The 25871-nt window shown below is 65.8% G+C and carries 22 protein-coding genes; 12 read left to right on the forward strand and 10 right to left on the reverse strand.

Annotated elements, in window-relative coordinates; translation table 11 throughout:
- The first annotated feature begins 9 nt into the window (after positions 1 to 9).
- The 4 genes from ACQZF9_RS16245 (at position 10) to ACQZF9_RS16260 (ending at position 3753) form a co-directional block, all read left to right on the forward strand.
- A complete protein-coding gene (locus tag ACQZF9_RS16245) occupies positions 10 to 2217 on the forward strand; it encodes a heavy metal translocating P-type ATPase (RefSeq protein ID WP_428310005.1) in 2208 nt (735 codons plus the stop codon).
- Positions 2214 to 2354, forward strand: coding sequence for a cbb3-type cytochrome oxidase assembly protein CcoS (gene ccoS, locus ACQZF9_RS16250; protein ID WP_428310006.1), 141 nt, complete (start codon positions 2214 to 2216; stop codon positions 2352 to 2354). The genes ACQZF9_RS16245 and ccoS overlap by 4 nt, the downstream gene beginning before the upstream one ends.
- Positions 2351 to 3028 carry a sulfite exporter TauE/SafE family protein gene (locus ACQZF9_RS16255; protein WP_428310007.1) on the forward strand — a complete coding sequence of 226 codons (678 nt, stop codon included), beginning with the start codon at positions 2351 to 2353 and terminating at the stop codon, positions 3026 to 3028. The genes ccoS and ACQZF9_RS16255 overlap by 4 nt, the downstream gene beginning before the upstream one ends.
- A 134-nt stretch (positions 3029 to 3162) precedes the next feature.
- Positions 3163 to 3753, forward strand: a complete 591-nt coding sequence (locus ACQZF9_RS16260; protein WP_428310008.1) for an OmpW/AlkL family protein — start codon at positions 3163 to 3165, stop codon at positions 3751 to 3753.
- A gap of 137 nt (positions 3754 to 3890) precedes the next feature.
- On the opposite strand, the gene ACQZF9_RS16265 is transcribed toward ACQZF9_RS16260, so the two are convergent.
- Positions 3891 to 4316, reverse strand: a complete 426-nt coding sequence (locus ACQZF9_RS16265; protein ID WP_428310009.1) for a hypothetical protein — start codon at positions 4314 to 4316, stop codon at positions 3891 to 3893.
- 377 nt (positions 4317 to 4693) lie between these two features.
- Here ACQZF9_RS16265 and ACQZF9_RS16270 point away from each other — a divergent pair, with 377 nt between their 5' ends.
- Positions 4694 to 7420, forward strand: a complete 2727-nt coding sequence (locus ACQZF9_RS16270; protein WP_428310010.1) for a LuxR C-terminal-related transcriptional regulator — start codon at positions 4694 to 4696, stop codon at positions 7418 to 7420.
- A gap of 101 nt (positions 7421 to 7521) precedes the next feature.
- Positions 7522 to 8424: a metal-dependent hydrolase gene (locus ACQZF9_RS16275; RefSeq protein WP_428310011.1), complete on the forward strand. Its 903-nt coding sequence runs from the start codon at positions 7522 to 7524 to the stop codon at positions 8422 to 8424.
- A gap of 62 nt (positions 8425 to 8486) precedes the next feature.
- On the opposite strand, the gene ACQZF9_RS16280 is transcribed toward ACQZF9_RS16275, so the two are convergent.
- From ACQZF9_RS16280 to ACQZF9_RS16310, 7 genes are all read right to left on the reverse strand, one after another.
- Complete coding sequence (locus tag ACQZF9_RS16280; RefSeq protein WP_428310012.1) at positions 8487 to 8837, reverse strand: 2Fe-2S iron-sulfur cluster-binding protein; 351 nt, start codon at positions 8835 to 8837, stop codon at positions 8487 to 8489.
- Positions 8838 to 8974: 137 nt separating this feature from the next.
- Entirely contained in the window at positions 8975 to 12103 is a 3129-nt protein-coding gene (locus ACQZF9_RS16285; RefSeq protein WP_428310013.1) for an efflux RND transporter permease subunit, read from the reverse strand.
- Positions 12104 to 12114: 11 nt separating this feature from the next.
- Complete coding sequence (locus ACQZF9_RS16290; protein ID WP_428310014.1) at positions 12115 to 13080, reverse strand: efflux RND transporter periplasmic adaptor subunit; 966 nt, start codon at positions 13078 to 13080, stop codon at positions 12115 to 12117.
- Between the two features lie 21 nt (positions 13081 to 13101).
- Positions 13102 to 14382 (reverse strand): TolC family protein, encoded by a 1281-nt coding sequence (locus tag ACQZF9_RS16295; protein ID WP_428310015.1) that lies wholly within the window; start codon positions 14380 to 14382, stop codon positions 13102 to 13104.
- A gap of 91 nt (positions 14383 to 14473) precedes the next feature.
- Positions 14474 to 14869, reverse strand: a complete 396-nt coding sequence (locus ACQZF9_RS16300; RefSeq protein WP_428310016.1) for a hypothetical protein — start codon at positions 14867 to 14869, stop codon at positions 14474 to 14476.
- Between the two features lie 89 nt (positions 14870 to 14958).
- Positions 14959 to 15786 carry a class I SAM-dependent methyltransferase gene (locus tag ACQZF9_RS16305; RefSeq protein WP_428310017.1) on the reverse strand — a complete coding sequence of 276 codons (828 nt, stop codon included), beginning with the start codon at positions 15784 to 15786 and terminating at the stop codon, positions 14959 to 14961.
- Between the two features lie 85 nt (positions 15787 to 15871).
- On the reverse strand, positions 15872 to 16651 hold the full coding sequence (locus ACQZF9_RS16310; protein ID WP_428310018.1) for a crotonase/enoyl-CoA hydratase family protein: 780 nt from the start codon (positions 16649 to 16651) through the stop codon (positions 15872 to 15874).
- A gap of 97 nt (positions 16652 to 16748) precedes the next feature.
- Here ACQZF9_RS16310 and ACQZF9_RS16315 point away from each other — a divergent pair, with 97 nt between their 5' ends.
- A complete protein-coding gene (locus ACQZF9_RS16315) occupies positions 16749 to 18785 on the forward strand; it encodes a tetratricopeptide repeat protein (protein ID WP_428310019.1) in 2037 nt (678 codons plus the stop codon).
- An 8-nt stretch (positions 18786 to 18793) separates the two neighbouring features.
- Positions 18794 to 19951, forward strand: a complete 1158-nt coding sequence (locus ACQZF9_RS16320) for a winged helix-turn-helix domain-containing protein (RefSeq protein WP_428310020.1) — start codon at positions 18794 to 18796, stop codon at positions 19949 to 19951.
- A 487-nt stretch (positions 19952 to 20438) separates the two neighbouring features.
- Here the strand turns inward: ACQZF9_RS16320 and ACQZF9_RS16325 are convergent, their stop codons facing one another.
- Both ACQZF9_RS16325 and ACQZF9_RS16330 read right to left on the reverse strand, forming a co-directional pair.
- The gene (locus tag ACQZF9_RS16325; protein WP_428310021.1) at positions 20439 to 21008 is read right to left on the reverse strand and encodes a 2'-5' RNA ligase family protein; all 570 of its coding nucleotides are present in this window, start codon (positions 21006 to 21008) and stop codon (positions 20439 to 20441) included.
- A 2-nt stretch (positions 21009 to 21010) separates the two neighbouring features.
- Positions 21011 to 21580 (reverse strand): DUF3228 family protein, encoded by a 570-nt coding sequence (locus tag ACQZF9_RS16330; RefSeq protein WP_428310022.1) that lies wholly within the window; start codon positions 21578 to 21580, stop codon positions 21011 to 21013.
- 232 nt (positions 21581 to 21812) lie between these two features.
- On the opposite strand from ACQZF9_RS16330, the gene ACQZF9_RS16335 reads away from it, so the two are divergent.
- From ACQZF9_RS16335 to ACQZF9_RS16350, 4 genes are all read left to right on the forward strand, one after another.
- A complete protein-coding gene (locus ACQZF9_RS16335; RefSeq protein ID WP_428310023.1) occupies positions 21813 to 23252 on the forward strand; it encodes a DHA2 family efflux MFS transporter permease subunit in 1440 nt (479 codons plus the stop codon).
- 146 nt (positions 23253 to 23398) lie between these two features.
- Positions 23399 to 23872, forward strand: a complete 474-nt coding sequence (locus ACQZF9_RS16340; RefSeq protein ID WP_428310024.1) for an Hsp20 family protein — start codon at positions 23399 to 23401, stop codon at positions 23870 to 23872.
- 138 nt (positions 23873 to 24010) lie between these two features.
- Positions 24011 to 25216 carry a S1 family peptidase gene (locus ACQZF9_RS16345; RefSeq protein WP_428310025.1) on the forward strand — a complete coding sequence of 402 codons (1206 nt, stop codon included), beginning with the start codon at positions 24011 to 24013 and terminating at the stop codon, positions 25214 to 25216.
- Positions 25213 to 25761, forward strand: coding sequence for a hypothetical protein (locus ACQZF9_RS16350; protein ID WP_428310026.1), 549 nt, complete (start codon positions 25213 to 25215; stop codon positions 25759 to 25761). The genes ACQZF9_RS16345 and ACQZF9_RS16350 overlap by 4 nt, the downstream gene beginning before the upstream one ends.
- The last annotated feature ends 110 nt before the right edge of the window (positions 25762 to 25871 follow it).

Below are 25871 nucleotides of genomic sequence, written 5' to 3' on the forward strand. Positions count from 1 at the left end.
CATACGACGATGGCCACCGACTGGTCCGCCTACGACGCGCCGGCGCTGTGCGACGCGGTCACACACCGCGTGCCGGGCGGCTGCCGCGAAGCCCTGATCCGGATTCATGGCATCCACTGCTCCAGCTGCATCGGCACCATCGAAACGGCGCTGTCGCCGCTGTGTGAACGCGTGCTGGTGAGCCTCGGCACCGGCACGGCCTCGCTGCGCTGGGACCAAGCCAAGACCCGCCTGTCGACACTGCTGCAAGCGATCGACGCAGCGGGATTCCGCCCGGAGCCGCTGTCGGAACGCCAGGACCTGATGGCCGAACAGCGTGAACGCCGCCGCCTGCTGCTGCGGATCGGCATCGCCGGCATCCTGTCGATGCAGGTCATGATGCTCGCGGCGACTCGCTACGCCGACTTCGGGCGCATCGATCCTTCGCTGAACCTGGTGATGCGATATGCGCAGTGGGTGCTCGCAACGCCGGTCCTGCTGTTCGCCGGTTGGCCGTTCCTCGGCGGCGCGCTCAGAAGCCTGAAGGCCGGCGGCCTGTCGATGGACGTGCCTATCGCGATTGCGCTGGTGCTCGCTTATGGCGCCAGCAGCTTCAACGTCATCGCGCGCAGCGGCAACGTGTATTTCGATTCGGTAACGATGTTCGTGTTCCTGCTGCTGGTCGCGCGCTGGTTCGAGGGCCGCGGCCGCGCCGAAGCGACGCTGCGACTGCGCGAGCTGGCATCGGCACAGCCGCTTTCCGCCTTGCGGGAGAACAACGACCAGGTGCGCGAGGTGGCGAGCAGCGACCTCGTCGCCGGCGACATCATCCTGGTTCCGCCGGCATCGGCGATCGCCGCCGATGGACTGCTGGTCAGCGAATCCGCCGAGCTGGACGAGTCACTGCTGACCGGCGAGGCCGAGCCGGCCGTGCGCAGCGCCGGCCACCCGGTCTACGCCGGCGCGATCAATGCGGGCAGCTCGCCGCTGCGTGTCGAGGTGACGAGCACCGGTTCCGGCACGATGCTGTCGTACATCAATCACCTGGTGCAACACGCGCAGATGCAGCGGCCGCGGGTGCAGCGTCTGGCCGATCGGGTTGCCGGCGTCATCACGCTGGCGGTGATCGTCATCGCGGCAGCTGCGGCGGGCTGGTGGTGGCCACGCAGCCACGAAATGGCGCTGCAGGTGGCGTTGGCGGTCCTGGTCGTCACCTGCCCTTGCGCGCTGTCGCTGGCGACGCCGGCTGCGCTGGCCGCTGCCGCTTCGGCACTCGCACGCCGCGGCATCCTGTTGACCCGGCCGGATGCATTGCTCGCGTTGCCGCGCGTGGACACCGTGTGTTTCGACAAGACCGGCACGCTGACCACCGGCACGATGCGCTGCGTTCGCATCGAACTCCGCGACGAGTCCCAGACCGACCATGCCTTCTCGGTCGTCGCGGCACTGGAGCGCGGCATTCACCACCCGATCGCCACCGCCTTCGTCGCCTATCCCAGCTCGCTGACGGCGAGCCGCGTCCAAACGACGGCGGGCCATGGGATCAGCGGCGTCGTCGACGGCGTCGAATACCAGCTGGTGGGCTGCGCCGGCAAACACGCGCTGACATGGCTGTCGTTGACAAGCGGCGGCCTGGAGGTGGCACGCTTCGGCCTGGAACATCGCATCAGGAGCGAGGCGCGTGACGTGGTGCGGCAGCTTCGCAACGAAGGCCTCGACATCATCCTGCTCAGCGGCGATGGCGGCGGTGCCGTTGCCGACATTGCCCGCAACCTGAGAATCCACGACTACCGCGCGCAGCTCAAACCCGAAGGGAAACTGGCCGCGCTGCAGGAATTGCACGCCCAGGGGCGCCATGTGTGGATGATCGGCGACGGCGTCAACGACGCCCCGACGCTCGCCGCCGCCGATGTGTCGACGTCCCTGGCATCGGCCAGCGCGCTGGCGCAAGCCAACGCGGGCCTGCTGCTGACCGGAAATGATCTGGGCGCGCTGCCGGTGGCGCTGGCACTGGCGCGCCGGACGCGCCGCGTCATCGGTGAAAACCTGGCATGGGCCGCGCTCTACAACATCGTCGCGATTCCGCTGGCCGTCACCGGCGAGCTCGCGCCGTGGATGGCCGCGCTGGGCATGGGACTCAGCTCGCTCACGGTCGTGGGCAACTCGCTGCGTCTGGCCCGCTACCGGCATCGCGGCCTGCCGACGATCCTGCGCCCGGATCTCGGAGCCACCGCATGAGCAGCCTGTTCGTGCTGATTCCGCTCGGCGGCGTGTTCGCCGCCGTGTCGGCGTGGTTCTTCCTGCAAGCCATACGCGGCCGCCAGTTCGAGGACCTGGACGAGATCGGCCGGCGCATGCCCGACCAGGACGGATGAGCATCGCCGTCCTGCCACTGGCGGGCATGGTCCTGGGCGCACCCGCTCTGTTCGCGCTGGGCATCTCGACCAGCCCTCATTGCGCGGTGATGTGCAGCCCGATCGTGCAGATGCTGCACCAGGGCCCATCCAAGCCCACGGCTCGATCGATGCTGCTGTTGAATGTCGGACGGATCAGCAGCTACGCGGCGCTGGGCGCTGTTGCGGGCGCTTTCGGCGGGCAGCTGCTGCTGGTGGCGGAGCACTGGAACGCGGGATCGCTGATGCGGATCGCCGCCGCGGCCTTTCTCGTCGTGTTCGGCAGCCTGCAGTGGCGGGCATCAAGACCGCGCCCTGCCTGCTGCATGCCCCGGGTGGCGCCGCGCAGCTGGCCTGCCTACTGCAAGGGACTTGCCTGGGGCATGCTCCCCTGCCCGCTGCTTTACGCGGTACTCGGGCTGGCGGCCTTGACCGGCTCGGCCCATGAAGGCGCGGTGCTGCTGCTCGCGTTCGGCGCCGGCACGGCGCCACTGCTGATCGGCATCGGCGCAGTCACGCACGCCGCCCTGTTCAAAAATGCAGAAAACCTGCGGCGCGCCAGTGCCCTGATGATGGTCGTTGCAGGACTGTGGATCGCGGCGACGACCTGGCCTCTGGCCGCGGGCTGGTCCGCGTTCTGCCATCGCCTGATCTAGTCCCGACAAGCTTCGGCTCCCTGCAATGAAGTCGCTGATGCAGATCAATGTGAGCAACGCGCGTTTGCACGACAGTTCCTCCACGGCATGTAGCCGGCAAGGGAACAATCAAAATGAACGCGACAGGTTTTGCAATGGCAGCTGGACTCGGACTTTCCGCCGCGCTGTTCGCCTCGGCGGCATCGGCATACGAGAGCGGTGACTGGATCGGCCGGCTGGGCACGCACTATGTGAACCCGAAGTCCAACAACAACGACACCGTCAATGTCGACGCCAGCCCCGGCGTTACCGGCAGCATCGTCTACTTCGTCAAGCCGACGATCGCGATCGATCTGCTGCTGGCGCTGCCGTTCTCCCACGACATCGCTTTGAACGGCGGCGGCAAGGTCGCGGACACCCAGCAACTGCCGCCGACGCTGTCGCTGGTCTGGTACCCGCGGGTCTCGGACTCATGGCACCCCTTCGTTGGTGCGGGCATCAACTACACGATGTTCTTCGACGAAAGCACCAAGGGCGCATTGCAGGGCACCAAACTGCACCTGGACGACTCCACCGGCATCGCCGCCGTGGCGGGCGTCGATTTCGTCATCAGCAAGCGGGTGACGCTGATGGCCGACATTCGCTACATGGACATCGACACGCACGCCAGCGTCAACGGCGCATCGATCGGCAGGGTCGAAATCGATCCCATCGCATACGGCCTGGCGCTCGGCTATCAGTTCTAGATCGGCGGCGATGGACAGCAGGGCCGATCGTGAATCGCCCTGCTGACGCTTGCCAGCAATTGCAAAGTCGTCGCCCAGCAGGATTCTCTGCTCGGGTTCCTACGGTGCCGGGATTTCGTACCGCAGGTCGCTGCCGTCTACGGTGCCTTGTTGCTACGCAGCAGCACGATCACCGCCATCATCAGCGTAATGGCGCCGATGAGTGCCGGGAAGAACGCCAGCGTCCCCGCCCAGTTCGCGGCACCGAGTGGGTTGTCCTGCAGGCTGACACCGTGGTTCGGCGCGAACATGCCGAACAGATAGAAGCAGAAGTTGCCCCATACCGCGATGATCGTGCCCCACCCCACCAGTGCCGCGCTGCGATCGGTGGCGTCGCAACGATCGAGCACACAGCCGAGCAGCAGCGCCATCATGCCGTTCATCATCATGCCGAGATGGACCATGCGCCAGCCGGCGGCGCTGCCGGGGATGACGTAGTCGATCACGATCGGTAGCGGCGAAAGCGAGATGCCTCCGACCATCGAGAACACCAGGCAGAATCCGGCGAGCAGCGCGACGAACATGGCAAGCAGGCCATGCCTGATCAATCGCTGGGCGTATATCGGTCGCATGGAGTTTCTCCTCTCCGTTTTACCGGGCATTTCGTTTGCTCGCGGTCGTAAGTTGGGTCCGGGAGCGCTCGCCGGCCGGTTCGCAGCGATTGCTGCGCGGCAAAGTTAAGAGATTCCGTTCCGCGAAATACCGATCGAAAGATGGGTTCGCCTGCGCCGAGCTGGGGCTATGCTTCACCAAACTAAAGACGACCTCGTGCGGAGACCGGAGAGTTCGTCAGCGCAGCGCGAAGCAGGCCGTGCGGCGCAATCGAAGCCCGCCATGGAGCAGCAGCCAGATGCAGACCCGCTTGGGAGACGATTTCCCAGACATACTGATCGCGACGAAGTTGAATCCTCCCAGGCCCGACGAGCGGCTGGTCTCGCGCAGGGCGCTGTTCACCCGACTCACCGGCAACGGGCGCCACGGCGCGGTGCTCGGCATCACGGCCGCCGCCGGCTCCGGCAAATCAACGCTGATGGCGCAGCTCTACCAGCTGCTGGAAGAAGGCGGCACCCGTACCTGTTGGCTCAGCCTGGATGAGGACGACGACGGCGCCGCCGCGTTCGCGATCTATTTTCTGTCGGCGCTGAGCGCCGGCGACGTACCGATGGCGCAGCAGGAACTGGCGTCACTGCGCGCGAGTCCGGTGCGCGATTTCGATTCGCTGTTCGACGCCCTCGTCCAGCGGCTATCGACACTGCGCACCGACACGGCGATCTTCCTCGACGATTTCCAGCACATCCGCGACGCGCGCGTGCTGCGCTTTCTGAACAAACTGATCGCGCACTTGCCGCGCACGCTGCGCCTGGTCATCGGCAGCCGCTCCAGCCTGCCGCTGGACCTGGCGCGGCTGCGCGTCGCAGACGAGCTGGTCGAAATCGATCAGGACGATCTGAATTTCGACCGGCAGCAAGCGGTCGACTTCCTCAAGCGCTACCACGAGCTGGAACTGACGCCGGTCGATCTGGACACGCTGCTGGCAACCACCGAAGGCTGGCCCACCGGATTGCAGCTGGCGGCTCTGGCTCTGCGGCGCCATCGCGGGCCGGCGCGCGAGCTGATCAACAGTTTTTCGGGGCACGACAAGGATCTGACGAGTTATCTGGTCGAGAGCGTGCTGCGCACGCAGCCCGAAGGTGTCAGGAAATTTCTGCTCAGAACCGCACCGCTGCGCCGCATGTCAGCCGAACTATGCCAGGCGACTTCGGGACACCCGAACAGCGCGGAAATGCTGATCCACCTGGAGCGCTCCCACCTGTTCGTGATTCCGCTGGATCGTAACGGCCAGTGGTATCGCTATCACCACCTGTTCGCGGAATTTCTTCAGGACGAGATCAGGCGCAGCGATCCGGCGGCGTACCAGGCGGTTTGCGACGCTGCCGTGCAGTGGTGCGAGCGCAACGGCCAGACCACCGAGGCGATCCAGTACGCACTCGACGGCAGTCGTTACGACAAGGCCAGCGACCTGATCGCCGACCACGGTCCGCGCGTCTCGCAACATCACGGCGACCATTACACGGTGCTGGACTGGATGCGGCGCCTGCCCGAGCAATATCACGGCCGCCGGCCGGAAATCGCGCTCAGCCACGCCTGGTCGCGAGCCTTTTCCCGCGACACCGGCCGCGCGATGCAGCTGGCGGAGCAGGTGCTGCTGAAGCTGCGCGACGAAGCCGGCGGCGGCTGGAATCTCAGCGACGCCGAGCGCCAGCGCATGCGGTTGTGGGCGCGGGTCGTGCAGGCGGTGGGACAGGCCTGCGCCGACGAGATCGACGAATGCCTGGAACGCAGCACCGAGCTGCGTGCGCGATTGCCGGAGAGCGAGCCTTTCCTGATCGCCTCGATCTGCAACTGCCTGAGCTATTGCCGGCTGGTACGGCGCGAGTTCGACCGCAGCGCCGCCGAGGCCGCCGACGCGTATGCGCACGGGCATCGCGCCGGCGCGGTGTTCGCGACCGCAATGGCCGACTTCCTGCACGGACTGGCCAGCGTCGAATCCGGGCGGCTGCGGGATGCCCAGCAGTGCGCCCAGCGCACCGAGGAAAGCGCCCGGGCCGCTGGTCCGTCGCAGGTTTATGTCGCGGGGCTGTCCGGCCTGATCAGCGCCGAGATCGCGATCCAGCGCTGCGACTTCGCCAAGGCGCGCGGCTCGGTGGCGATCGGCCGCGCGTTCGCGGCGATCTTCGGCCCGGTCGAACCGCTGGTGGTCGCGATGCGCACCGAGGCGCGCGTGCTCGCGGCCGACGGCCAGCTGGATGCGGCGCGCCAGGTGCTGATGCAGGGGCAGGACACCGCGCTGAGTATCGGCCAGTCGCGGCTGTACCTGTCGCTGGCGATCGAGGAAGCGACCTTGCAGCTGATCGCCGGCGACATTGCCGGTGCACAGGCAACCGCGCAGCGCGCCGGCCTGCGCGAAAGACTCCAGTCACCGCGGGCCTCCGGCGTGGACCGTTGGCTGCGCGATTCGCTGAGTCTGCTGGAAGCGCGACTGGCGCTGGCCGAGGGCCATGCCGCGCCCGCGGTGCGTCGGCTGACGTCACTGCAGCAGGCCCGAAACGCCGAAGAGCACGGCGGCCTGCCGCTGGCGATCCGCGCGGTGCGTGCGCTGGCGCTGTGGCAGTGCGAACGTCACGCCGATGCGGCGCGCGAACTGGATCGCGCGCTGTCCGCGGCAGCGCCGGAGTCGCATGCCTATCCCCTGGCGTCCGCCGGCATTGGCCTGCTGCCGGTGCTGGACGCGATCGCCGGGCGGCGGACCCAGCTTGGGATCGGCGGCGAGATGGAGGCCCGGCTGAAGCTGCACGACCGGCTCTGCTCGGTGCTGCGCGGCGACGAGCCCGAGGCGCCCAGCGCCCGGGCCGGGGCCGTCGAGTCCGGCGTCACCGAGGCCTTGACGCCGCGCGAAATCGAGCTGTTGCGGCTGGTGCAGACCGGCCTGGCGAATCGCCAGCTGGCGGACACCCTGCTGGTGTCCGAAGGCACGGTGAAATGGCACCTCCACAACATCTACAGCAAGATCGGCGTGCGCAGCCGCACCGCCGCAGCGGCGCGGGCGCGTGATCTGCGCCTGATCTGAGTGACGGCGCGAGCCACGCGCCCTGCCGAAAGATCGGTGTTTCCCATGTAAGTCCGCTCAAGACTGCCACTGGTATTTCGTGCAGTGGAGAGCAGACAAAAATGAACGCATTCACCTACCACCCGATGGACCGCATTGCGGTGCGGCCGCTGCAGTTCAAACTGGAGACGATCGAGTCCGACGATATCGTCTGGAGCCGAACCTGTCCGGAGTTCTCGGTTTTCATCAACGCGCTGGGCCTGCACGTGCCGCATTTCGAGCGCTACCTGATCCGCGCGCTGAGCAAGGCCAAGGCGCAGGTGAAGGACGAAAAGCTGCTGCGCGATATGTCGGCGATCATCGGCCAGGAAGCGCACCACGCCAAGAATTTCCTGCAATTCAACCAGCGCATGGCGGCGCGCTATCCCAAGGTTGCGCAACTGGATACCGCGGCACGCGACTACTTCGCGGAGCATGCGAAGGCCGATTCCTTCAAGCGCCAGGTCGGCTACACCGCCGGCTACGAGACGTTCACGTTCCTGGCCGGCATGATCATCCTGGAAAACTACCACCGCTGGTTTGCCGATTCGCACCCGGTAATGAAGGCGATCTGGGTCTGGCACCAGGTCGAAGAGATCGAGCATGGCGCGGTCGCGTTCGACGTCTACCGGCACCTCTTCGGCCGTGACGAGTTTTATCGCAAGTGGATGGTGCTGCTGGCGCTGGTGCATATCGCCCGCGAAACGCTGATCGCGTACGCACACATGGCGAGGATGGAGGGCTGGCTGCGCAACCCCTTGCGCGCGGTGTCGAAGATGGGTTTCTGCGTGACGATGCTGCTGCGCCTGCTCAAGAACGCGCTGCCGGTATTCCGCAAGGATTACGACCCGCGCCGCCACCCGATGGTGACATCGACGCAGAACGCCATCCAGATCGCGTGGCGCCGGTACGAGAGCCGCGGCGGCGACGTGCTCGAAATCGATCGCGAAAAGATGGCGACAATCCTCGGCGTCGACCTGCCCTGAACCCGGGACCAGCACCGCGTGCCGCCGCCCTAGCGTTGCGGCACGCGGATGCAGCGGGTTCGCTACGCGGGCTCCGCCACGTGGACGGTCACGCCGTCCAGCTCACGGGTCAGCTGGATCTGGCAGCCGAGCCTCAAATTGGATCCCTTCTGGCCGAGAAACGCGACCAACTCGCGCTCTCCGCTTTCCGGCGCCTTCAGCAGGGCGGCATGGCCGTCGTCCAGGCGGATCAGGCAGGTGCCGCATGCGCAGCTGCCGCCGCAGTCGCCGTCGATGCCCGGCACCGCATTTGACGTCGCGACCTGCATCAGCGTGTCGCCGATCGCGGCATCGATATCGTGCGCCTTCCCGCTAGGGTCGATGTAACGAATGCGAATTGCGGTGTCCAGTCCATTGTCAAACGTACTTGCCATGATTTCGTGCTCTTCGATCGTTCCGGATATGCCGGTAGTGCTGCGGGGAATTTGCTTCCCCGTTCCTGGCCGATTGAATCACGAAGGCAAGGCTGTTTCCCCGATCAACAGTAGGGGCAGGCCGTCCCGTATTTCGACTAGCTCTCCGGCATTTTTGGGTCAAGCCGGCGGCGCCAGGCCATGCGGTAGAGCCCCGGTAGCACCAGCAGCGTCAGCAGCGTCGACGACAGGATGCCGCCGATGACCACGGTCGCCAGCGGGCGCTGCACCTCGGCGCCGGTGCCGGTGTTCAGCGCCATCGGCAGAAAGCCCAGCGCCGCCACCATCGCCACCATCAGGATCGGCCGCAGACGCAGCATCGCGCCTTCGTAAATCGCCGTGTCGATATCGTCGCCCTGGGCCAGGCGATCGCGGATCGCCGCCACCAGCACGACGCCGGTGAGTACCGCGACACCCGACAGCGTGATGAATCCCACGCCGGCGGTGATCGACAGCGGGATGTCGCGCAGCCACAGTGCGACGACGCCGCCGGTCAGCGCCAGCGGCACGCCGCTGAAAATCAGGGCCGCGTCCCGGGCCGAGCCGAAGGTCATCATCAGCAGCGCGAAAATCATCGCCAGCGTGATCGGCACCAGCAGCGTCAGCCGCTGCGTCGCGGACTGCAGCTGCTCGAAGGTGCCGCCGTAGGCGAGCCAGTAGCCGGACGGCAGCTTCACCTGCTGATCGATCTGCCGTTGAACCTCGGTGACGAAGCCGCCGAGGTCGCGACCGCGCACGTTGGCCGAGACCACCAGACGTCGCTTGCCGTTTTCGCGGCTGATCTGGTTCGGCCCCGGCGCCAGCGTCAGTGTCGCGACTTCGCCCAGCGGCACATAACCGCCATCCGGCAGCGGCACAGGCAGGCGCTGCAGCGCGTTGAGATCGCTGCGCAGACGCTCGGGCAGGCGCACGATCAGCGAGAAGCGCTGATCGCCTTCGAACAGCTGGCCGGCCTCTTCGCCGCCGGTCGCCGCCGCCAGCACCTGCTGCACGTCGCTGACGTTGAGTCCGTAGCGATACAGCGCCGTGCGCCTGGGCTCGATCGACAGCACCGGCAGGCCGTCCACCTGCTCGACCTTGACGCCCTCGGAACCGCCGATGCCGGTCAGGATCTTCGCGATCGCATTGCCGGCTTTCAGCAGTTCGCCCAGGTCATCGCCGTAAATCTTGATACCGAGATCGGAGCGCACGCCGGAGATCAGCTCATTGAAGCGCAGCTGGATCGGCTGGCTGATCTCGAACGCATTGCCGGGGACTCCCGCCAGTCGCGTCTCGATGTCCTCGACCACCTCGGCCTTGGATCGCTTCGGCTCGGGCCAATCCTCGACGTTCTTCAGCATCACGTAGCCATCGGAAATATTCGGCGGCATGGGATCGGTGGCGACTTCGGCGGTGCCGACACGCGAGAAGTAGGTCTTCACCTCCGGCACCTGCATCACCGCCTTCTCCAGCTGGAACTGCATTTCCAGCGACTGCGTCAGGCTGGTGCCGGGAATGCGCAGCGCCTGCACGGCCAGATCGCCTTCGTCCAGGCTCGGAATGAACTCCGAGCCCATGCGGGATGCCATCCCGCCGCAGAAGACGACGAAGACCACGGCCGCTGCAACGAACGCGACGCGCCGCTTCAAGGCCGTGGCCAGCACCGGCGCATAGACGCGCTTGGCGCCGCGGACGATGACGTTGTCCTTCTCTTCGATCCTGCCGCTGAGCAGCAGCGCCACGGCCGCCGGAATGAAGGTCAGCGACAGGATCAGCGCGGCGATCAGCGCCATGATCACGGCCAGCGCCATCGGCCGGAACATCTTGCCTTCGACACCGGTCAACGCCAGGATCGGCAGGTTGACCAGGATCACCACCAGCACGCTGACCAGGCTCGGTGTGAAGACCTCGCGCGTGGCAACGAACACCGTCTCCATTCGCTCCTGAAGATTCAGCAGCCGGCCGTGATGATGTTGCTGCGCTGCCAGTCGCAGGATGCAGTTCTCGACGATGATCACGGCACCATCGACGATCAGGCCGAAGTCGAGCGCACCCAGGCTCATCAGGTTGGCGCTGACCCGGGTCTCGACCATGCTGGTCATCAGCATCAGCATCGACAGCGGGATCACCATCGCGGTGAGCAGCGCCGCGCGGACATTGCCCAGCATCAGCAGCAGCACGACCACGACCAGCAGCGCCCCTTCCAGCAGATTCTTCTGCACGGTCGCGATGGTTTTCTCGACCAGCACCGTGCGGTCATAGACCGGGTCTGCGGTCACGCCGGCCGGCAGCGTCTTGTTGATCTCGGCGAGCTTGGCCGAGACGGCGCCGGACACGGTGCGGCTGTTGTCGCCGATCAGCATCACGGCGGTGCCGAGCACGGTCTCTTCGCCATCGCGTGTGGCGGCACCGGTGCGCAGCTGCTTGCCGAATGCGACCTCGGCGACATCGCGCACGGTGATCGGCACGCCCTCACGGCGCGCGACGATGACCCGCTCGATCGACGCTATATCGCTGACCTGTCCGGGTGAACGGATCAGGTACTGCTCGCCGTTTTTCTCGATGTAGCCGGCGCCGACATTCGTGTTGTTCTTCTTCAGCGCCTCGACCACGTCGTCGAAACTCAGGCCGTAGGCCATCAGCCGCGCCGGATCGGGCGTCACGTGAAACTGCTTCTCGAAGCCGCCGATGGTGTTGACCTCAGTTACGCCGGCGACCTGTCGCAACTGCGGCCGGATGATCCAGTCCTGCAGCGTCCGCAGCGCGGTGGCGTCATAGGGCTGACCGTTGGCCTGCCGGGCGTTTTCGTCCGCATGCACGGTGTACTGGAAGATTTCGCCCAGCCCGGTCGCGATCGGCCCCATCTCGGGTTCGACGCCATCGGGCAGCTGGCTCTTGGCCTGTTGCAGCCGCTCGTTGATCAGGTTGCGGGCGAAAAAGATGTCGGTGCCATCGTGGAAGGCGACGGTCACCTGAGACAAGCCGTAGCGCGACAGCGAGCGCGTGTATTCGACCTGCGGCAGACCGGCGATCGCGGTTTCGACCAGGTAGGTCACGCGCTGCTCGACCTCCAGCGGCGAGTAGCCGGCGGCCGCCGTGTTGATCTGGACCTGCACATTGGTGATGTCGGGCACCGCATCGATCGGCAGCCGCTGGTAACTCCAGACGCCGGCCGCGGCCGCAACCGCGACCAGGAACAGCACGAGCCATCGGCGGGCGATGGAAAAACGAATCAGTGAGTCGATCATGGCGCCGGCTCCTAGTGTCCGTGCTCGGCTTCACCCTTGCCCAACTCGGCCTTGAGGATGTAGCTGTTGCGCGTGACATAGGCGTCGCCGACCTCAAGGCCCTCCAGCACCTCGCTGTTCTCATCATCGACACGGCCGAGTTTCACCGGCCTGGGTTCAAAGCCGTCGGCATCCCGGACGAACACCACGCTGCGCCCTTCCAGGTTCTGCACCGACTCGTTGCGAATCGACAGTGCAACCGTGGTCTCCGCCAAAGTCACGTCGGCCGTGACGTACAGGCCCGGCGCCCAGTGCCGATCCGCGTTGTCGACCAGCACGCGCGCCGTCAGCGTCTGATTGGCGCTGCTGCCGAACGGGGCGACGTAGACCAGCTCACCGTCGGTGGACAGGCCGGCATCGGCGCTCTTCACCCGCACCTTCTGGCCGACGCGCACCTTCGCCACATCCCGCGGGAACAGCGACAGCTCGACCCACACGCTCGACAGGTCGGCGATCGTGAACAGCGACTTGTCGCCGGTCTGTTCGCCTGGATTGGCATTGCGCGCGGCGATGACGCCGGCCAGCGAGGCGAGCACCGGATAGGTCTGCAGGCTCTCGTTGCTCTCCACGGTGGCGAGGGTTTCGCCCTGCTTCACGGTGTCGCCGATCTTCCTGGCAACACTGCGAATGACACCGGGAAAACGCGCGCCGACTTCGCGCACCCGCTCCGCATTGGGGGCCACCACGCCGTAGAGCGGCAGGGTTTCACGGATGGTGGCGGGGCCGGCGCTGGCGATTTCGATGCCGGCCGCCTCGATCTGCGCCGCCGTCAGCTTCAATGCGCCTTCTTCGTGATCGCCTTCGCCGCCGTGCGCGGGCTCGGCTTGCGCTGCGGCCGCGGGCTGGGTGGACGCCGATTCGGAACCGCCGCAGGCGACGACCGCCAGCGCCAGCGCCAGCGCCAGCAACAGCGTGATGAACAGGGTTTTGGAAGTCATGGTTTGTTTCTCGTATTCGGTTCAGCGCGCGTCAGCGAGCGGCGCATGGGTCAGACGCTCGATTTCCACGCGCAGGGCCTGGGCCTTGCTGCTGGCCTCGATCAAATCGGCTTGCAGGGCCAGGTATTCGCGCTGCGCGTCGACCCATTCCAGGTAGCTGTAGCGACCGCGCTGGTAGGCGTATTCGGTCTCCTTCAAGGCTTCTTCGGCGCGCGGCAGGATGTCGTTGCGCAGCGTCTGCGCTTCGAGCACCTCGCTGCCGAGTTCGCGATACAGCTCGTAGAGCATGGTCTTGGCCTTGACCATGGCGATGCGCTGCTGCGCGTCGACGAGATCACGGCTGGCCTGCGCTTCGGCGACGAGACTTTCGCTGCGCCTGGCGGAAAACAGCGGCAGCGAAAACGACGCGACGAAGGCTTGATCGTCGCTGCTTTCCAGACGACGAACGCCGGCGCCGATCGTGACATCGGGCTTGCGCGCGGTAGCGGCCAGGCGCAGCTCGGCATCGCGCAGGCGGGCTTCGGATGCAAAGCGCAGGAAGTCCGGCCCTTGCGCCAGCCGGCTCACGAGGGCGTCGTAGTCGCCCGGTTCCGGCAGCGTGAACAGGTCGGCCGCCACGGCGCCGAAAGCCTGGCCACCGATCACCGCCTGCGACTCGCCCCAGGTCGCCGCGAGCTGCCTGCGCGCGGTGTCGAGCTGTATTTCCGCCTGCCGTTGTTCGAGCCTGGCCCGATCCAGCGCGATCTTCGCGCGATCGAATTCCGCGTGCGGCGACTTCGCGGCATTGACCCGCTTCTCCGAACCGGAAACCGTTTCCCCGGCGAGCTTCACCGCATTGGCTGCCAGCTGGACTTGCTGCTGCCGCGTGGCGACGCCGATGAAGCGGCGCGTCACCTCCGCCAGTACGTCGAGCTGCCGCGCCTGGCGCTCGACGTCGGCGACGCTGCGCCCGGCTTTGGCCGCGTCGATCCGCGCATCGCGCTTGCCACCGAGCTCGATCACCTGGGACAAGGCGAACGTCAGCTCGGCGGCATCGAGCCCCCTGGTTTCACCGCTGCCCAGCAGGTTCTCGGCGGTTACCGACAGCTCCGGCGCCGGGCGTAGCGTCGCCTGCCGGGCGCGCGCATCGAGTGCGCGAAATTCGAACGAAAATGTCTGCAGCTCGGGATTGGACGCCATCGCGGCGTCGACCGCCTGGCGCAGCGTCAGCGGTGGCGCCGGCTCCGCTGCGAAAGCAGCGGGCGCGGCCAACGTCGCGACCAGCAGGCACGCGCGCGATGCGCGCGCAGAAGACCACTTCATGAACTACCTCCCCAGCGGCATCGCGCGACAGCGGCGCGCATGCCTGGATGAAGCCGGGCGCTAATAAACGCGCGGCAGGATCGTCAAAAGATCAGTGGGAGGCGAGCAACGGCGGCCCGCGCAAGGGCGGACGCAGGTACGGCAAGGCGATCGGACGAGCCGATGCAGAAAGGGCAAAGCCAAAGCGGCGAACGAGCGGCAAGGCCGCCCACAGCAGCAGCGCGGCCAGCAGAAACAACGGCAGCTTGAAGAAGGATTTGCCCGACTTCGCCACCGCTTCGCCGGTTGCGGAAGCCTCGGCGTCCTGGTGATGCGCCTTGGCGTCGGCGCCGTCGTGATGCGGGCCCTGGTCCGTCAGGTGGAAGGTGACGGGCGGCTCGTTGCCGTCGAAGCACATGTGCAGATGCGCCCCGCTGACACGCGCGATCACCAACGCCAGACACATCAGCGTAATGAGCCACGGGCGCAGCAGGGTGTCTCGCATCATGCGCAGAGCCTAGCAGACACCGGCTTCAGCGACCCAGGCCGGCCATCGGCACGGCGCGGATCGACGCCGGCAGTGACCGGCAGGGACCGTCACTGCGGCTTGATGAACTTCAGGGTCATCCGGTCGGACTCGCCGATCGCCCGATATTTCTCGCGATCCTTGTCGCCGAGCTTCAAGGTCGGCGGCAAGGTCCAGACGCCCTCGGGATAGTCCTTGCTGTCTTTCGGGTTGTTGTTCACCGGCGAGCTGGCGACGAAGCGGAAGCCGGCCTGTTGGGCGAGTGCCTTGACGTAGGCCTCGCTGACGTAGCCGGTGTCTTTCATCTGGTCGACGGTTTCGCCGGGTTTGCCGCGATGCTCGACGATGCCCAGGGTGCCGCCGGGTTTCAGCGCGGTGAAGAAGCTCTGGAAGGCGGCGAGTTCGCTGTCGCTGGCGATCCAGTTGTGGACGTTGCGGAAGCTCACCACCAGATCAGCGCTACCGGCAGGCGCGATCTCGACGCGCAGCGGCGGCTGAAACTCGGTGATCACCGGCTTGCCGTAACGCGCCGGATTGGCGTCGAAACGCGCGGCGAATTTGGCCACGCCCTGCTTGGCCTTCTCCGACGACGTCGGCAGGCTGGTGGCCGACGCGGCCGCGTAGTAGTGGCCGCTTTCGCTGAGATACGGCGCCAGAATCTCCGAGTACCAACCGCCGCCGGGCGCGATCTCGACGACGGTCATGTCCGGCTTGATGCCGAAGAAGCTCAGTGTCTGCAGCGGATGACGATAACGATCGCGCGCGCGATCGGCTTCGGGCCGATCCTGGCTGGCGATGACGGCCTGCAGCCGGGTGTCGACGGCGTCGTTCCTGGCCTGCGCTGCGCCGGCCGTAATCATCACGATAGCGGCGAGCGGCAAAAGCAATGTTGATTTCACGATTCCATTCCTTGGTGGGCAGCGATGCCCTGATGATACCCGTCGCCGTCGCTCTCACCGAAGCTGCAGCCGCTGCGGGCTTGGCCTACTTGCCCTTGAACACCGCGCTGCGCCGCTCGACGAACGAGCGCACGCCTTCCTGCGCATCGTCGCTGGCCATGACGCGCGGCATGTCGTCGAACAGCTGGCTCGCGGCGACGGCCTCGCCTTCGGCGTGTGCGAGTCGCGAGGATTTGAGGATCGCCGCCACGCCCAGCGGCGCTGCCGCCGCGATCCTGTCGGCGAGCGCGCGCGCCGCGGCGTACTGCTCCCCGGGCGCGACGACCTGCTGCACCAGGCCGGTCCGATGCGCCTCGGCCGCGCTCCAGGCTTCGCCGGTCAGCAGGTAGCGCTGCGCGTTGGCCCAGCCCATCTGCTGCGGCAGCCGCAGGGTCGCGCCGCCGCAGGGGTAGATGCCGCGCTTGACCTCGAGCATCGCGAACTGCGTGTCGTCGGCGGCAACGCGCACGTCGGTGGTGAGCAGCATCTCCACCACCCAGGTGTAGGCATAGCCCTGCACCGCCATCACCACCGGCTTGCGGCAGCGCGGGCCGCTCAGCGCGAACAGATCGATGCCGCCCGCGGGCACCGGGAAGCCCTTGCCGGCAGCGAAGATCGGCGCCCACTTGTCCAGCTCGACACCGGCGCTGAAGTGCTTGCCTTCGGCGTGAATCAAGCCGACACGCAGCTCGTCGTTGCGGTCGAGCTCGCCCAGCGCCAGGCAGATGTCGTCGTACATCTGCGGCGACAGCGCGTTGAGCTTTTCCGGGCGGTCGACCTTGATCTCCAGCACCTGCCCGTCTGTTTTGGTCTTGATATGCGACATCGTGGAGCCTCGATGGCGTGGTTTTGTGCGGCTATGGTAGCCGGACCGCGATGGCCTACGGCCATCCGTTAAACTCGGGCGGTCAGGGGGAGCCGACTTGAATCGCGAATCGTTCTGGGAGCAGCTCAAGCGTCGCAACGTGCCGCGCGTCGCGGCTTTTTATGCAGGCGCGGCCTGGCTGCTGGTGCAGGTGGCGACGCAGGTGTTTCCGTTTTTCGACGTGCCGAACTGGGCGGTGCGGCTGGTGGTGATCGTCGCGTTTCTCGGCTTTCCTTTCGTCGTCGGCTTTTCCTGGTTCTACGAATTCACGCCGCTGGGCCTGAAGCGCGAAAGCGAGCTGGCGGCGGATGCGACGATCCCGCGCAGCAGCGGCCGCGCACTGGATCGCTGGATCATCGCGGTGCTGGCTTTGGCCGTGGTCGTGCTGCTGGCGAGCCTGTTCGTCACGCGCAGGGGCGCGGCGCCGCCGGCCGCGCCGGAGACCGATCGCTCGATCGCGGTGCTGCCGTTCGAGAGCCTGTCCGACGACAAGGCCAACGCCTATTTCGCGGCCGGCATCCAGGACGAAATCCTGACGCGGCTGTCCAAGATCGGCTCGCTGAAAGTCATCTCGCGCACCTCCACGGCGCGCTACAGCAGCAGCCCCGACGATCTTCCGGATATCGCCAGAAAACTCGGTGTCGCGCACGTGCTCGAAGGCAGCGTGCAGAAGTCCGGCGACAGCGTGCACATCAATGTGCAGCTGATCCACGCGGCCAGCGATCGGCATCTGTGGGCGGAGACTTACGATCGCAGGCTCGACAATATTTTCAGCGTCGAAGGCGAAGTGGCGCAGGCGATCGCCGAGGCCTTGCAGACCAAGCTGACCGGCGCCGAGCATGCCGCGGTCAACACCGCGCCGACGCAGAACGCGGCCGCCTACGATCTGTATCTGCGCGGCCTGAGCTACGAGCTGCGATACACCAGCGGGCAGGATTACCTGGAGGCCGAGCGCTATTACCGCGAAACCGTGCGTGCCGATCCGGCGTTCGCGCTGGCCTGGGCGCACCTGGCGATGGTGCAGAGCTACATCTATCTCAACGGCATGACGCACACCGGCGCCTACCTATCGCAGATGCGCAATGCCGCCGAAACCTCGATGAAACTGCAGCCGGACCTCGGCGAAGCCTGGCTAGCGCGCGGCTATTACTACTATCGCGGCCTCGGCGACTTCGACGCTGCGATCGCCGCGTTCCAGCAAGCAAGCAAGCGCCTGCCCAATAGCGCCGAAGCCAGCGCCGCCATCGCCTACGTGCAACGCCGCCAGGGCAAGTGGGACGAGGCGCTGGCCAATCTCGGGCTGGCCGCGGGCCACGATCCGCAGAACCTCAGTTACTGGACGGGCACGGCCGAGGTGCAAGCCGCACTGCGGCGTTATGCGCAGTCGCAGGCGACGCTCGACCACGTGATCGGGACCAATCCCGACCGCGCCAGCGACCTCAGGGCGACCAAGGCGATCTACTACCAGGACGCAGGCGATCTCGACGCCGCACAGAAAATCTTCGACACGCTGCCCGCCAACGATCCCAGGCTGGCGATCCATTTCAGCACGCAATGGCTGTATCGGCACGACTACGCGCGCATCCCGCCCAAGCTCGAAACGCTGCTGACGCAGGCCGACAACAACATCGGCGACGACGCGGCCTCGATCTACAGCCTGATCGGCGCCGGCTATTTCTACGGTGGTCAGCTCGACAAGGCGCGCGCCGCGTTCGGCCAGGGCAAGCGCCTGGCGCTGGAGGCGCGCCGCGATGGCACCGATTCGTTCAACCTGTCCTGCAATCTGAGCATCAATCTCGCCGGCCTCGGCGAGCGTGAAGCCGCGCTCGCGGAGGCGCGGCATTGCGTCGAGCTGGTCGGCAACGATCGCTGGCAGCGCGCCGCGGCGCTCAAGGCGCAGGCACAGGTGCAGGCGCTGACCGGCGATCGCGAAACGGCACTGGCGTCGTTGCAGCCGCTGGCGGAGATGCCCAACGGCATCACCCCCGGCGACCTGCGTTACAGCCCGGTGTGGGACGCGCTGCGCGGCGATCCGCGCTTTGAGGCCACGCTGAAGCGGACGATGACGCCGGCGACGCCGTCATCGGCGCCATAGCACAGGGCATGAGCACCGCATCTTTCGCGATCAGCGCCGCGCAGGCGCGTGCGATCTGGCTGCAGGCGCAGCGCCTCGACGAAACCGCGCCCTTCGGTGCCGGCGCCGAAGCGGTACGGCGCGCGACCGAGCACCTGGGCTACGTGCAGATCGACACCATCAACGTGATCGAGCGCAGCCATCACCACATCCTGTACACGCGCATCCCGGACTATCGCCGCGCCGATCTGGAGCAGGCGCAGTCGGCGGACAAATCGGTGTTCGAATACTGGACGCATGCGCTGGCCTACGTGCCGACCGCCGACTATCGCTACTACGCTCGCGCGATGCAGCGGCATCGTGATCAGCCGCATGCGGCATTCGAGTCCGTCGATGCGGCCGACTACGCCGCGCTGTTGAAGCGCATCCGCAACCAGGGCGCGCTGTCGATCCGCGATATCGACGACGACGTGCTGGTGGAAAAGGATCATCCCTGGGGCAGCCGCAAGCCGTCACGGCGCGCGCTGCGGCTGGGTTTCTACGACGGCGATCTGACGATCAGCAAACGCAGCGGCATGCTCAAGACCTACGAGCTGAGCGCGCGGCATTTCGGCTGGCAGCGGCGGCCCGCGCCGGCCAGCGATCGGCAGTTCGCGCAATACCTGCTCGATCGCGCGCTGCGCTCGCAGGGCCTGATCAGCGTCGACTCGAGCTGCTACGGCAACAACGGCTCCAAAGCCACGGTCCGCGAACAGATCGCGCTCGCGGTGAAGCGCCGGCAACTGCGGCCGGTTCATCTCCAAGGCCAGCCGAAATTGCAGCACTGGTGCGCACCGGCGACGCTGGATGCGACAAATGAGGCGTCGATCGATATCGCCGCGTCGCAACGCGTGCACCTGCTGTCGCCGTTCGATCCGCTGGTGATCCAGCGTAAACGGCTGCTGCAGTTCTTCGGCTACGAGCATCGCTTCGAGGCCTACGTGCCCGCCGGGCGCCGCGTGTTTGGCTACTTCGCGCTGCCGGTGCTGATCGGCGATCGCATCGTCGCGGCGCTGGACCTGAAGATGGACCGCGCCGCCGGCCGCCTGCTGATGCAGAAATGGAGCTGGATCGAACGCAAGTCGGCTGCGCTGAAACGCCTTGTGGAAGAAGAGCTTGGCCGCTTCGAGCAGTTTCAGAAGGGCTAGCCGCGGGAGCCCGCGGGAAAAACGGCGCACAAAAAAAGAACCCCCCGGAGACCGGGGGGCAAGGTGCGAGGAAGGCGCGAAGCCTTCCTGGAGGAGACTCTAGAAGTGGAACCGGCGCTTGCATCGGCCTGTGTTTCACTCCCTGTTGCGGTGCATCATACCCTAACTTACCTACATGTCAATAATCTTTTGCGTCGGCCTTTGTAGTGAATTCGTCTAAGGCTTCGCCACGGTACTGCCATGGTTTTGCAAGACGGGTGCCATCAAGGCTTGCGTGATGACAGCAGCCTAGGCAAAATCGCCGCAGCTTATCGCGGGGATCAACTAAATAGATCTCTCGGCAGTGCATCGCACGAGAACCTCCGCAAAGAACCTCCCGGATCGGGAGGCAAGGTGCGAAGGAAGGCCGCGATCCTTCCTTTAGGGAGACCCAAGGCCCGGTGCCATCTTCGGATGTCACCGGGCCTTGGTGTTTCTGCCGCCTTTTTTAGAGGCCGCCGAAGAAATCGAGCTGGCCTTCGGGCTGGGCGGTGAGCGGCCAGCGCGCCAGTTCCTGGTATTGATAGGCGTCACCGTGGCCGTCGCCCCGCAGCAGCATGAACTCGCTGATGCGCCACAACACCGCCGGGATCGGCCGGTTGTCCGGCTTGGCCTTGGCCCAGTAGCTGACGCTCACATGCGCGCTGTGGCCATGATCCTCGTCGATGCGTCGTGCGGCCAGCGCGGCTTTGATCGCGTTGAGCAGCGCATCGAACGCCGGCGGCGTTTTGGACGGACGCAGACTCCAGTGAAACTTCCCGGGTTTGCCCTTGCATTCGAAGCGATTGAAACCGAGCACGAACGGCGCGGCCTTGACCAGGGCGCCCGCCTCCATCAACAGGCGGCGGTTTTCCGGTGTGTCGTTGTAACGGTCCGACAGGCTCTGGTGCCAGTTCCTCGACGGCGACAGATCGCCGCCGGCCTGCGCCGCCAGCCCGGTGCTGGCGAACGACGCGCTCAGGCCTTGCAGCGTCACCGCGTCCGGTATTGCCGCCAACAGCAGGCGCGGTCCTTCCATGCTCAGCCTTTCGCCGGCAATCGCCAGTTGGCGTTGCGTTCCCAGAACTCGACGCTACGCCGGTAAGCCTGGCGATCCATCGTCACGCCGGAGCCGCCTTCTTCCACGCCCAGCGCATTGCGCATCATCGTGATCGGCGCCATCGGGATCTCGTCCGGCAGCGCGGTCGCCAGGCAGCCGACCACGCCCCAGTCGGCATCGATGCCCTCGCCTTCTTTCTGCAACTGCTCGCGGCTGTACAGGATCACCACCAGATAGTCCGCGACCGGCGCCTCCAGTCCTTCGAACCAGCGCACCAGCACCGGCAGCTCGTTGCGGTTGCGCGCCTCGTAGCCGGAGCGCAGCAGATGCTGGTTGTCCGGCGTGATCGGGATCGTCAGGCAGCGCGTCGAGGTCCAGTTGCGATGCACGTGCAGCTTGCAGAACGGCGCATAGCCGTCCAGCACTGTCAGCGGCTCGTGCTCGTTCAAATAGCGCTCGTACTCGGCCGGCGTGACGCCCTGGATGGCGTTGCGGCGGCCGTCCTTCGGGAACAGGCGGGCACGGGCGAAAGGCGTCAGAACGACGGACATGACGCGAGTTTAGACAATCTCCGGCCTGTCATTGAACCGTTGCTGTTGCAGGCAGCTGACGGTGATGTTCCCCGGATCGGCCTTCAGGCGGCGCACTGCACGCCTTGCGATACTCACTGAAATTCGCAGCTCCGGTGGGCGCCCGTCATTCCCGCGCATGCGGGAATCCAGCGACACAAGGCCAACACCGGAGTTGCGCTTTTACCGGAACGACCAGTACGGAAGAACGACCATGCCGCAGACCCTGACCACGCGCCAACGCTGGCTCGCGCTGTACCTGCTGTGCTTCGGCGTGCTGATGATCGTGCTCGACACCACGGTGGTGACCGTGGCGCTGCCGTCGATACAGGCCAGCCTGGGTTTCTCCGACACCGCGCTGGTCTGGGTGCTCAATGCCTATATGCTCACTTACGGCGGTTTCCTGCTGCTCGGCGGACGCCTCGGTGATCTGTACGGCAACCGTCGCTGGTTCCTGATCGGGCTGATCGGCTTCGTCATCGCCTCACTGGTCTGCGGTGTCGCCACGTCGCAGTGGTTGCTGGTGGTCGCGCGCGCGGTGCAGGGCATCGGCGGCGCGATTGTCACCGCCGTGGCGCTGTCGCTGATCATGAATCTGTTCACCGACCCGGGCGAGCGCGCCAGGGCGATGGGCGTTTACGGCTTCATCTGCGCCGCCGGTGGCAGCCTCGGCGAAGTGCTCGGCGGCAGCATCACCGAATTTCTGAGCTGGAACTGGATCTTTCTGATCAACCTGCCGATCGGCATCGCCGTGGTCGCATGCTGCCTGTCGCTGTTGCCGCGCGACGCGCTGCCCGAGCAGCGCCAGCGTCTCGACATCGGCGGCGCGGTGCTGGTCACCAGCGGCCTGATGCTGCTGGTCTACGCGGTGATCGGCGGCAACGCCGCCGGCTGGAGTTCACTACAGACGCTGCTGCCGCTGGCCGCCGGCATCGCGCTGCTGCTGGCGTTCTTCGTCGTCGAAGCACGCGTGCGCGATCCGCTGATGCCGCTGCACCTGCTGAAGCTGCGCAATCTGGCGGTGGCCAACGTCGTCGGCATTTTATGGTCGGCCGGCATGTTCGCCTGGTTCGTGATCACCGCGCTGTATCTGCAGCGCGTGCTCGGCTACACGCCGATGCAGGTCGGCCTGTCGTTCATTCCGGCGGACGTTTTCATGGCCGCGTTTTCGCTGGGCCTGTCGGCCAAAATGGTGATCCGCTTCGGCATGCGCACACCGCTGTGGGTCGGCCTGACGATCGCCGGCCTCGGCCTGGTGCTGATCTCGCAGGCGCCGCAGGGCGGCCGCTACGCGCTGCATATCCTGCCCGGCATGCTGGCACTCGGCGTCGGCGGCGGCATGGCCTTCAACCCTTTGTTGCTGGCGGCGATGAGCGACGTCGACGAAAGCCAGTCGGGCCTGGCTTCCGGCATCGCCAACACCGCATTCATGATGGGCGGCGCGCTCGGCCTGGCGGTGCTCGCGAGCATCGCCGACGCCTGGACCCAGGGCGCGCTGGCCGAAGGCATCGACGAGACCGCCGCGCTCGCCGCCGGCTATCAGCTCGCCTTCCTGATCGGCGCGGCAATGACCCTGCTGGGCGCGCTGATCGGCGGCCTGCTGCTGCGGCCGAAAGCGCCGGAGGCCGGCGCGACCGCGGCGATCGCGCCCTGAAAATTCGGCGACAAAAGGAATCGAAAATTCCGTTTTGGCCCCTCTTGAAAAGCTTTCAGCGCGACTTAGCTTGAGTCGTACCGGGATGCCGATGTTCGGGTTCCGGTCGAACCAAACTTTGCTGATTTTCAGGAGGTTGTACTGCTATGAACACCGCATTTTCCCTCGCTCCGCTGTTCCGCTCTTCCATCGGCTTCGATCGCTTCAACGATCTGTTCGAGACCGCGCTGCGCGCCGAACCGACGGCGTATCCGCCGTACAACGTCGAAAAGCACAGCGCCGACGACTACCGCATCGTCATCGCCGCCGCCGGCCTGCAGGACGGTGATCTGGACATCCAGGTCGAGCGCGACGTGCTGACGATCACCGGCGGCCGCCGCGAAAAGTCGGCCGAATCCGTGCAGTACCTGCATCAGGGCATCGCCCAGCGCGCATTCAAGCTGAGCTTCCGCCTGGCCGACCATATCGAGATCAAGGGCGCCAGCCTGCAGAACGGTCTGCTGAATGTCGACCTGGTGCGCCGCGTGCCGGAAGAAGCCAAGCCGCGCCGCGTTGCGATCAATACCGAGGCGACGGCGCCGCGGGCCAACGTGGTCACGCTGGACAAGGAAGCAGCCTGATCAGCCGCAGCCTAGAGTGATGTAAAGCAAGGGCGCCGCGAGGCGCCCTTGCCGTTTAACGCCCTTCGCGATGCCTCTCTTATTCGGCACAGCGTTGCCGATATACTGTTGCGCATGCCACACCGGGGGGGAGGCAAGATGCGTTTGCGTTGGGGCGGGATATTGCTGGCGCTGGCCTTGAGCGCCTGTGCTTCCAGAATGAGCACCGACAGCCTGCCTTCGGGCGCGGCATTGCCGGCAGGGACCAAGATACCCAGCAACACCACGGTTGCGATCTACGTTCCGTCCAACTACCGCAAGAGCCGTGTGTTCCTTGGCCGCGCCTGGGCCACACCTGGCAAGGCACTGGAAGATGGCATCAGCGGTGTCGCCCAGCACTTCTTCACGCAAAGCTTTCTGGTCGAGCCAGGCAGCACGCAGCCTTACGGCCTGTTGCTGGCGATACAACCCGAGTGGAAGTTCGAGAACGGCAACATCCGCATGACGATGAACTACCGGGTCTACGGCAGCGGCGGCCCGGTCTTGCTCGAAGGTCGACAGAGCTTCGCTGCACCGATCGGTGACCTGAGCTCCAGCGATGGATTCTTCAACGCCGCGCTGCGCAGTGCGCAGCTGGTGGTGATCGACGTGCTGGCCAAGCTGCAGCCGGACTCCAGCCGCTACCCGGCCGTGGCCGAGTTCAGCGCGGTCGATGCCAAGCTCTACGTCAATCATGACAAGCCCGTGGTCAGTGGTACCGGATTCTTCATCAACCGGGCCGGCCAGGTGATGACTGCGGCGCACGTGCTGCACGACTGCGCGTTGATCGAGGTGCGTCGCGACGACAAGGTACTGAACACGAAACTGCGCGTCGCCAGTCCGCTGCTAGATCTAGCCGTCATGGACACTCAGGGCGAAGTTGCGGCGCCCTTGCCTCTGCGCCAGGGCGAGCAGATCGTGCTGGGCGAGCCGGTCGGCAACGTTGGCTTTCCATTGCAGCCGATCCTGTCGGCCAATCCCAGCCTCACGCGCGGCAACATCAGCTCCAAGGGTGCGTTGCTCGGTGCGCTGGGGCAGTTCCAGTTTTCGGCCCCGATCCAGCCGGGTTCCAGTGGCGGCCCGGTGGTATCCGATGGCGGCGAATTGCTCGGCATTACTTTGAGCACGCTCAACGCCGCGCCGCTGATCGAGAAGGGGATCCTGCCGCAGAACGTCAACTTCGCGCTCGACGCGCGCTACGCAGCCCAGTTTCTGCGGCGCAATAACCTGGCTTTCACCGAGGTGACGCCGAACCCGAAAGGCGATATGCAAACCGGCAATCAGGCGGCGCTGTCAGCCGTCGTCAGCGTGGGCTGCTACCAATGAGAAAACACCTGTTGGCTTTTCTTTCGGCTTTGATTGCCGTCACCGCTTCGGCGCCGGCACGCGCACAGTCTGAAACGCTGCCGACCGCGCGTCTTGTCAGCAGCTTCGCGTACGACGAGTTGTACCAACGGCTCAAGGCAGAGCCTTTGCTGCAGAACTTGAACAAGGATCAATACGGCAGCCCTATCCTGCTGCGCGTCACTCATGCGCTGATTCCAACGACGGCCGGCGCTGCCAGTGGCTTGGCGTCAGCAGTCTGGGCCGGGGGCACGCTGGGCCTGTTGCCGGTGGTAGAAAACAAGGACCTAGAGATAACCTACGACCTGTATGTGAACGAGACCCTGATTGCCAGCTATTCGTACCAAAAGAACTTCACCAGCGCGAAGAACATCTACTCCAAGGACACCACGCAGGGTCTCGGCGGCGAAGGCCAGACCTGGGCGCTGCAGACTGCCTCGCAGTTCAGTGCCGATGCGCGTAGCAATCCCAAAATCGCAGAACTGATCGCGGAATATCGCTACTACTTCGGCGCTTCGATCCCTTAACTGCCGGCCGCAGACTCACCGACGCGATGTCCTGCAGCATCGCCGGGATCAGCGCGGGGCTCGGGGCGATGAGGAGAAGCCGACTTATCGAGATTGATCTCGGTTGCCAA

Source organism: Hydrocarboniphaga sp. (assembly GCF_965279055.1).
GTDB lineage: Bacteria > Pseudomonadota > Gammaproteobacteria > Nevskiales > Nevskiaceae > Hydrocarboniphaga.

Bases quoted from the DNA above. Each gene is read 5' to 3' on its own strand.
- ACQZF9_RS16330 (WP_428310022.1), bottom strand. From the start codon at position 21,580: ATGTCCGTCGTTCTGACGCCTTTCGCCCGTGCCCGCCTGTTCCCGAAG.
- ACQZF9_RS16275 (WP_428310011.1), top strand. From the start codon at position 7,522: ATGAACGCATTCACCTACCACCCGATGGACCGCATTGCGGTGCGGCCG.
- ACQZF9_RS16265 (WP_428310009.1), bottom strand. From the start codon at position 4,316: ATGTTCGTCGCGCTGCTCGCCGGATTCTGCCTGGTGTTCTCGATGGTC.
- ACQZF9_RS16280 (WP_428310012.1), bottom strand. From the start codon at position 8,837: ATGGCAAGTACGTTTGACAATGGACTGGACACCGCAATTCGCATTCGT.
- ACQZF9_RS16340 (WP_428310024.1), top strand. From the start codon at position 23,399: ATGAACACCGCATTTTCCCTCGCTCCGCTGTTCCGCTCTTCCATCGGC.
- ACQZF9_RS16255 (WP_428310007.1), top strand. From the start codon at position 2,351: ATGAGCATCGCCGTCCTGCCACTGGCGGGCATGGTCCTGGGCGCACCC.
- ACQZF9_RS16260 (WP_428310008.1), top strand. From the start codon at position 3,163: ATGGCAGCTGGACTCGGACTTTCCGCCGCGCTGTTCGCCTCGGCGGCA.
- ccoS (WP_428310006.1), top strand. From the start codon at position 2,214: ATGAGCAGCCTGTTCGTGCTGATTCCGCTCGGCGGCGTGTTCGCCGCC.
- ACQZF9_RS16300 (WP_428310016.1), bottom strand. From the start codon at position 14,869: ATGATGCGAGACACCCTGCTGCGCCCGTGGCTCATTACGCTGATGTGT.
- ACQZF9_RS16290 (WP_428310014.1), bottom strand. From the start codon at position 13,080: ATGACTTCCAAAACCCTGTTCATCACGCTGTTGCTGGCGCTGGCGCTG.
- ACQZF9_RS16310 (WP_428310018.1), bottom strand. From the start codon at position 16,651: ATGTCGCATATCAAGACCAAAACAGACGGGCAGGTGCTGGAGATCAAG.
- ACQZF9_RS16335 (WP_428310023.1), top strand. From the start codon at position 21,813: ATGCCGCAGACCCTGACCACGCGCCAACGCTGGCTCGCGCTGTACCTG.
- ACQZF9_RS16345 (WP_428310025.1), top strand. From the start codon at position 24,011: ATGCGTTTGCGTTGGGGCGGGATATTGCTGGCGCTGGCCTTGAGCGCC.
- ACQZF9_RS16350 (WP_428310026.1), top strand. From the start codon at position 25,213: ATGAGAAAACACCTGTTGGCTTTTCTTTCGGCTTTGATTGCCGTCACC.
- ACQZF9_RS16285 (WP_428310013.1), bottom strand. From the start codon at position 12,103: ATGATCGACTCACTGATTCGTTTTTCCATCGCCCGCCGATGGCTCGTG.
- ACQZF9_RS16295 (WP_428310015.1), bottom strand. From the start codon at position 14,382: ATGAAGTGGTCTTCTGCGCGCGCATCGCGCGCGTGCCTGCTGGTCGCG.
- ACQZF9_RS16325 (WP_428310021.1), bottom strand. From the start codon at position 21,008: ATGGAAGGACCGCGCCTGCTGTTGGCGGCAATACCGGACGCGGTGACG.
- ACQZF9_RS16320 (WP_428310020.1), top strand. From the start codon at position 18,794: ATGAGCACCGCATCTTTCGCGATCAGCGCCGCGCAGGCGCGTGCGATC.
- ACQZF9_RS16245 (WP_428310005.1), top strand. From the start codon at position 10: ATGGCCACCGACTGGTCCGCCTACGACGCGCCGGCGCTGTGCGACGCG.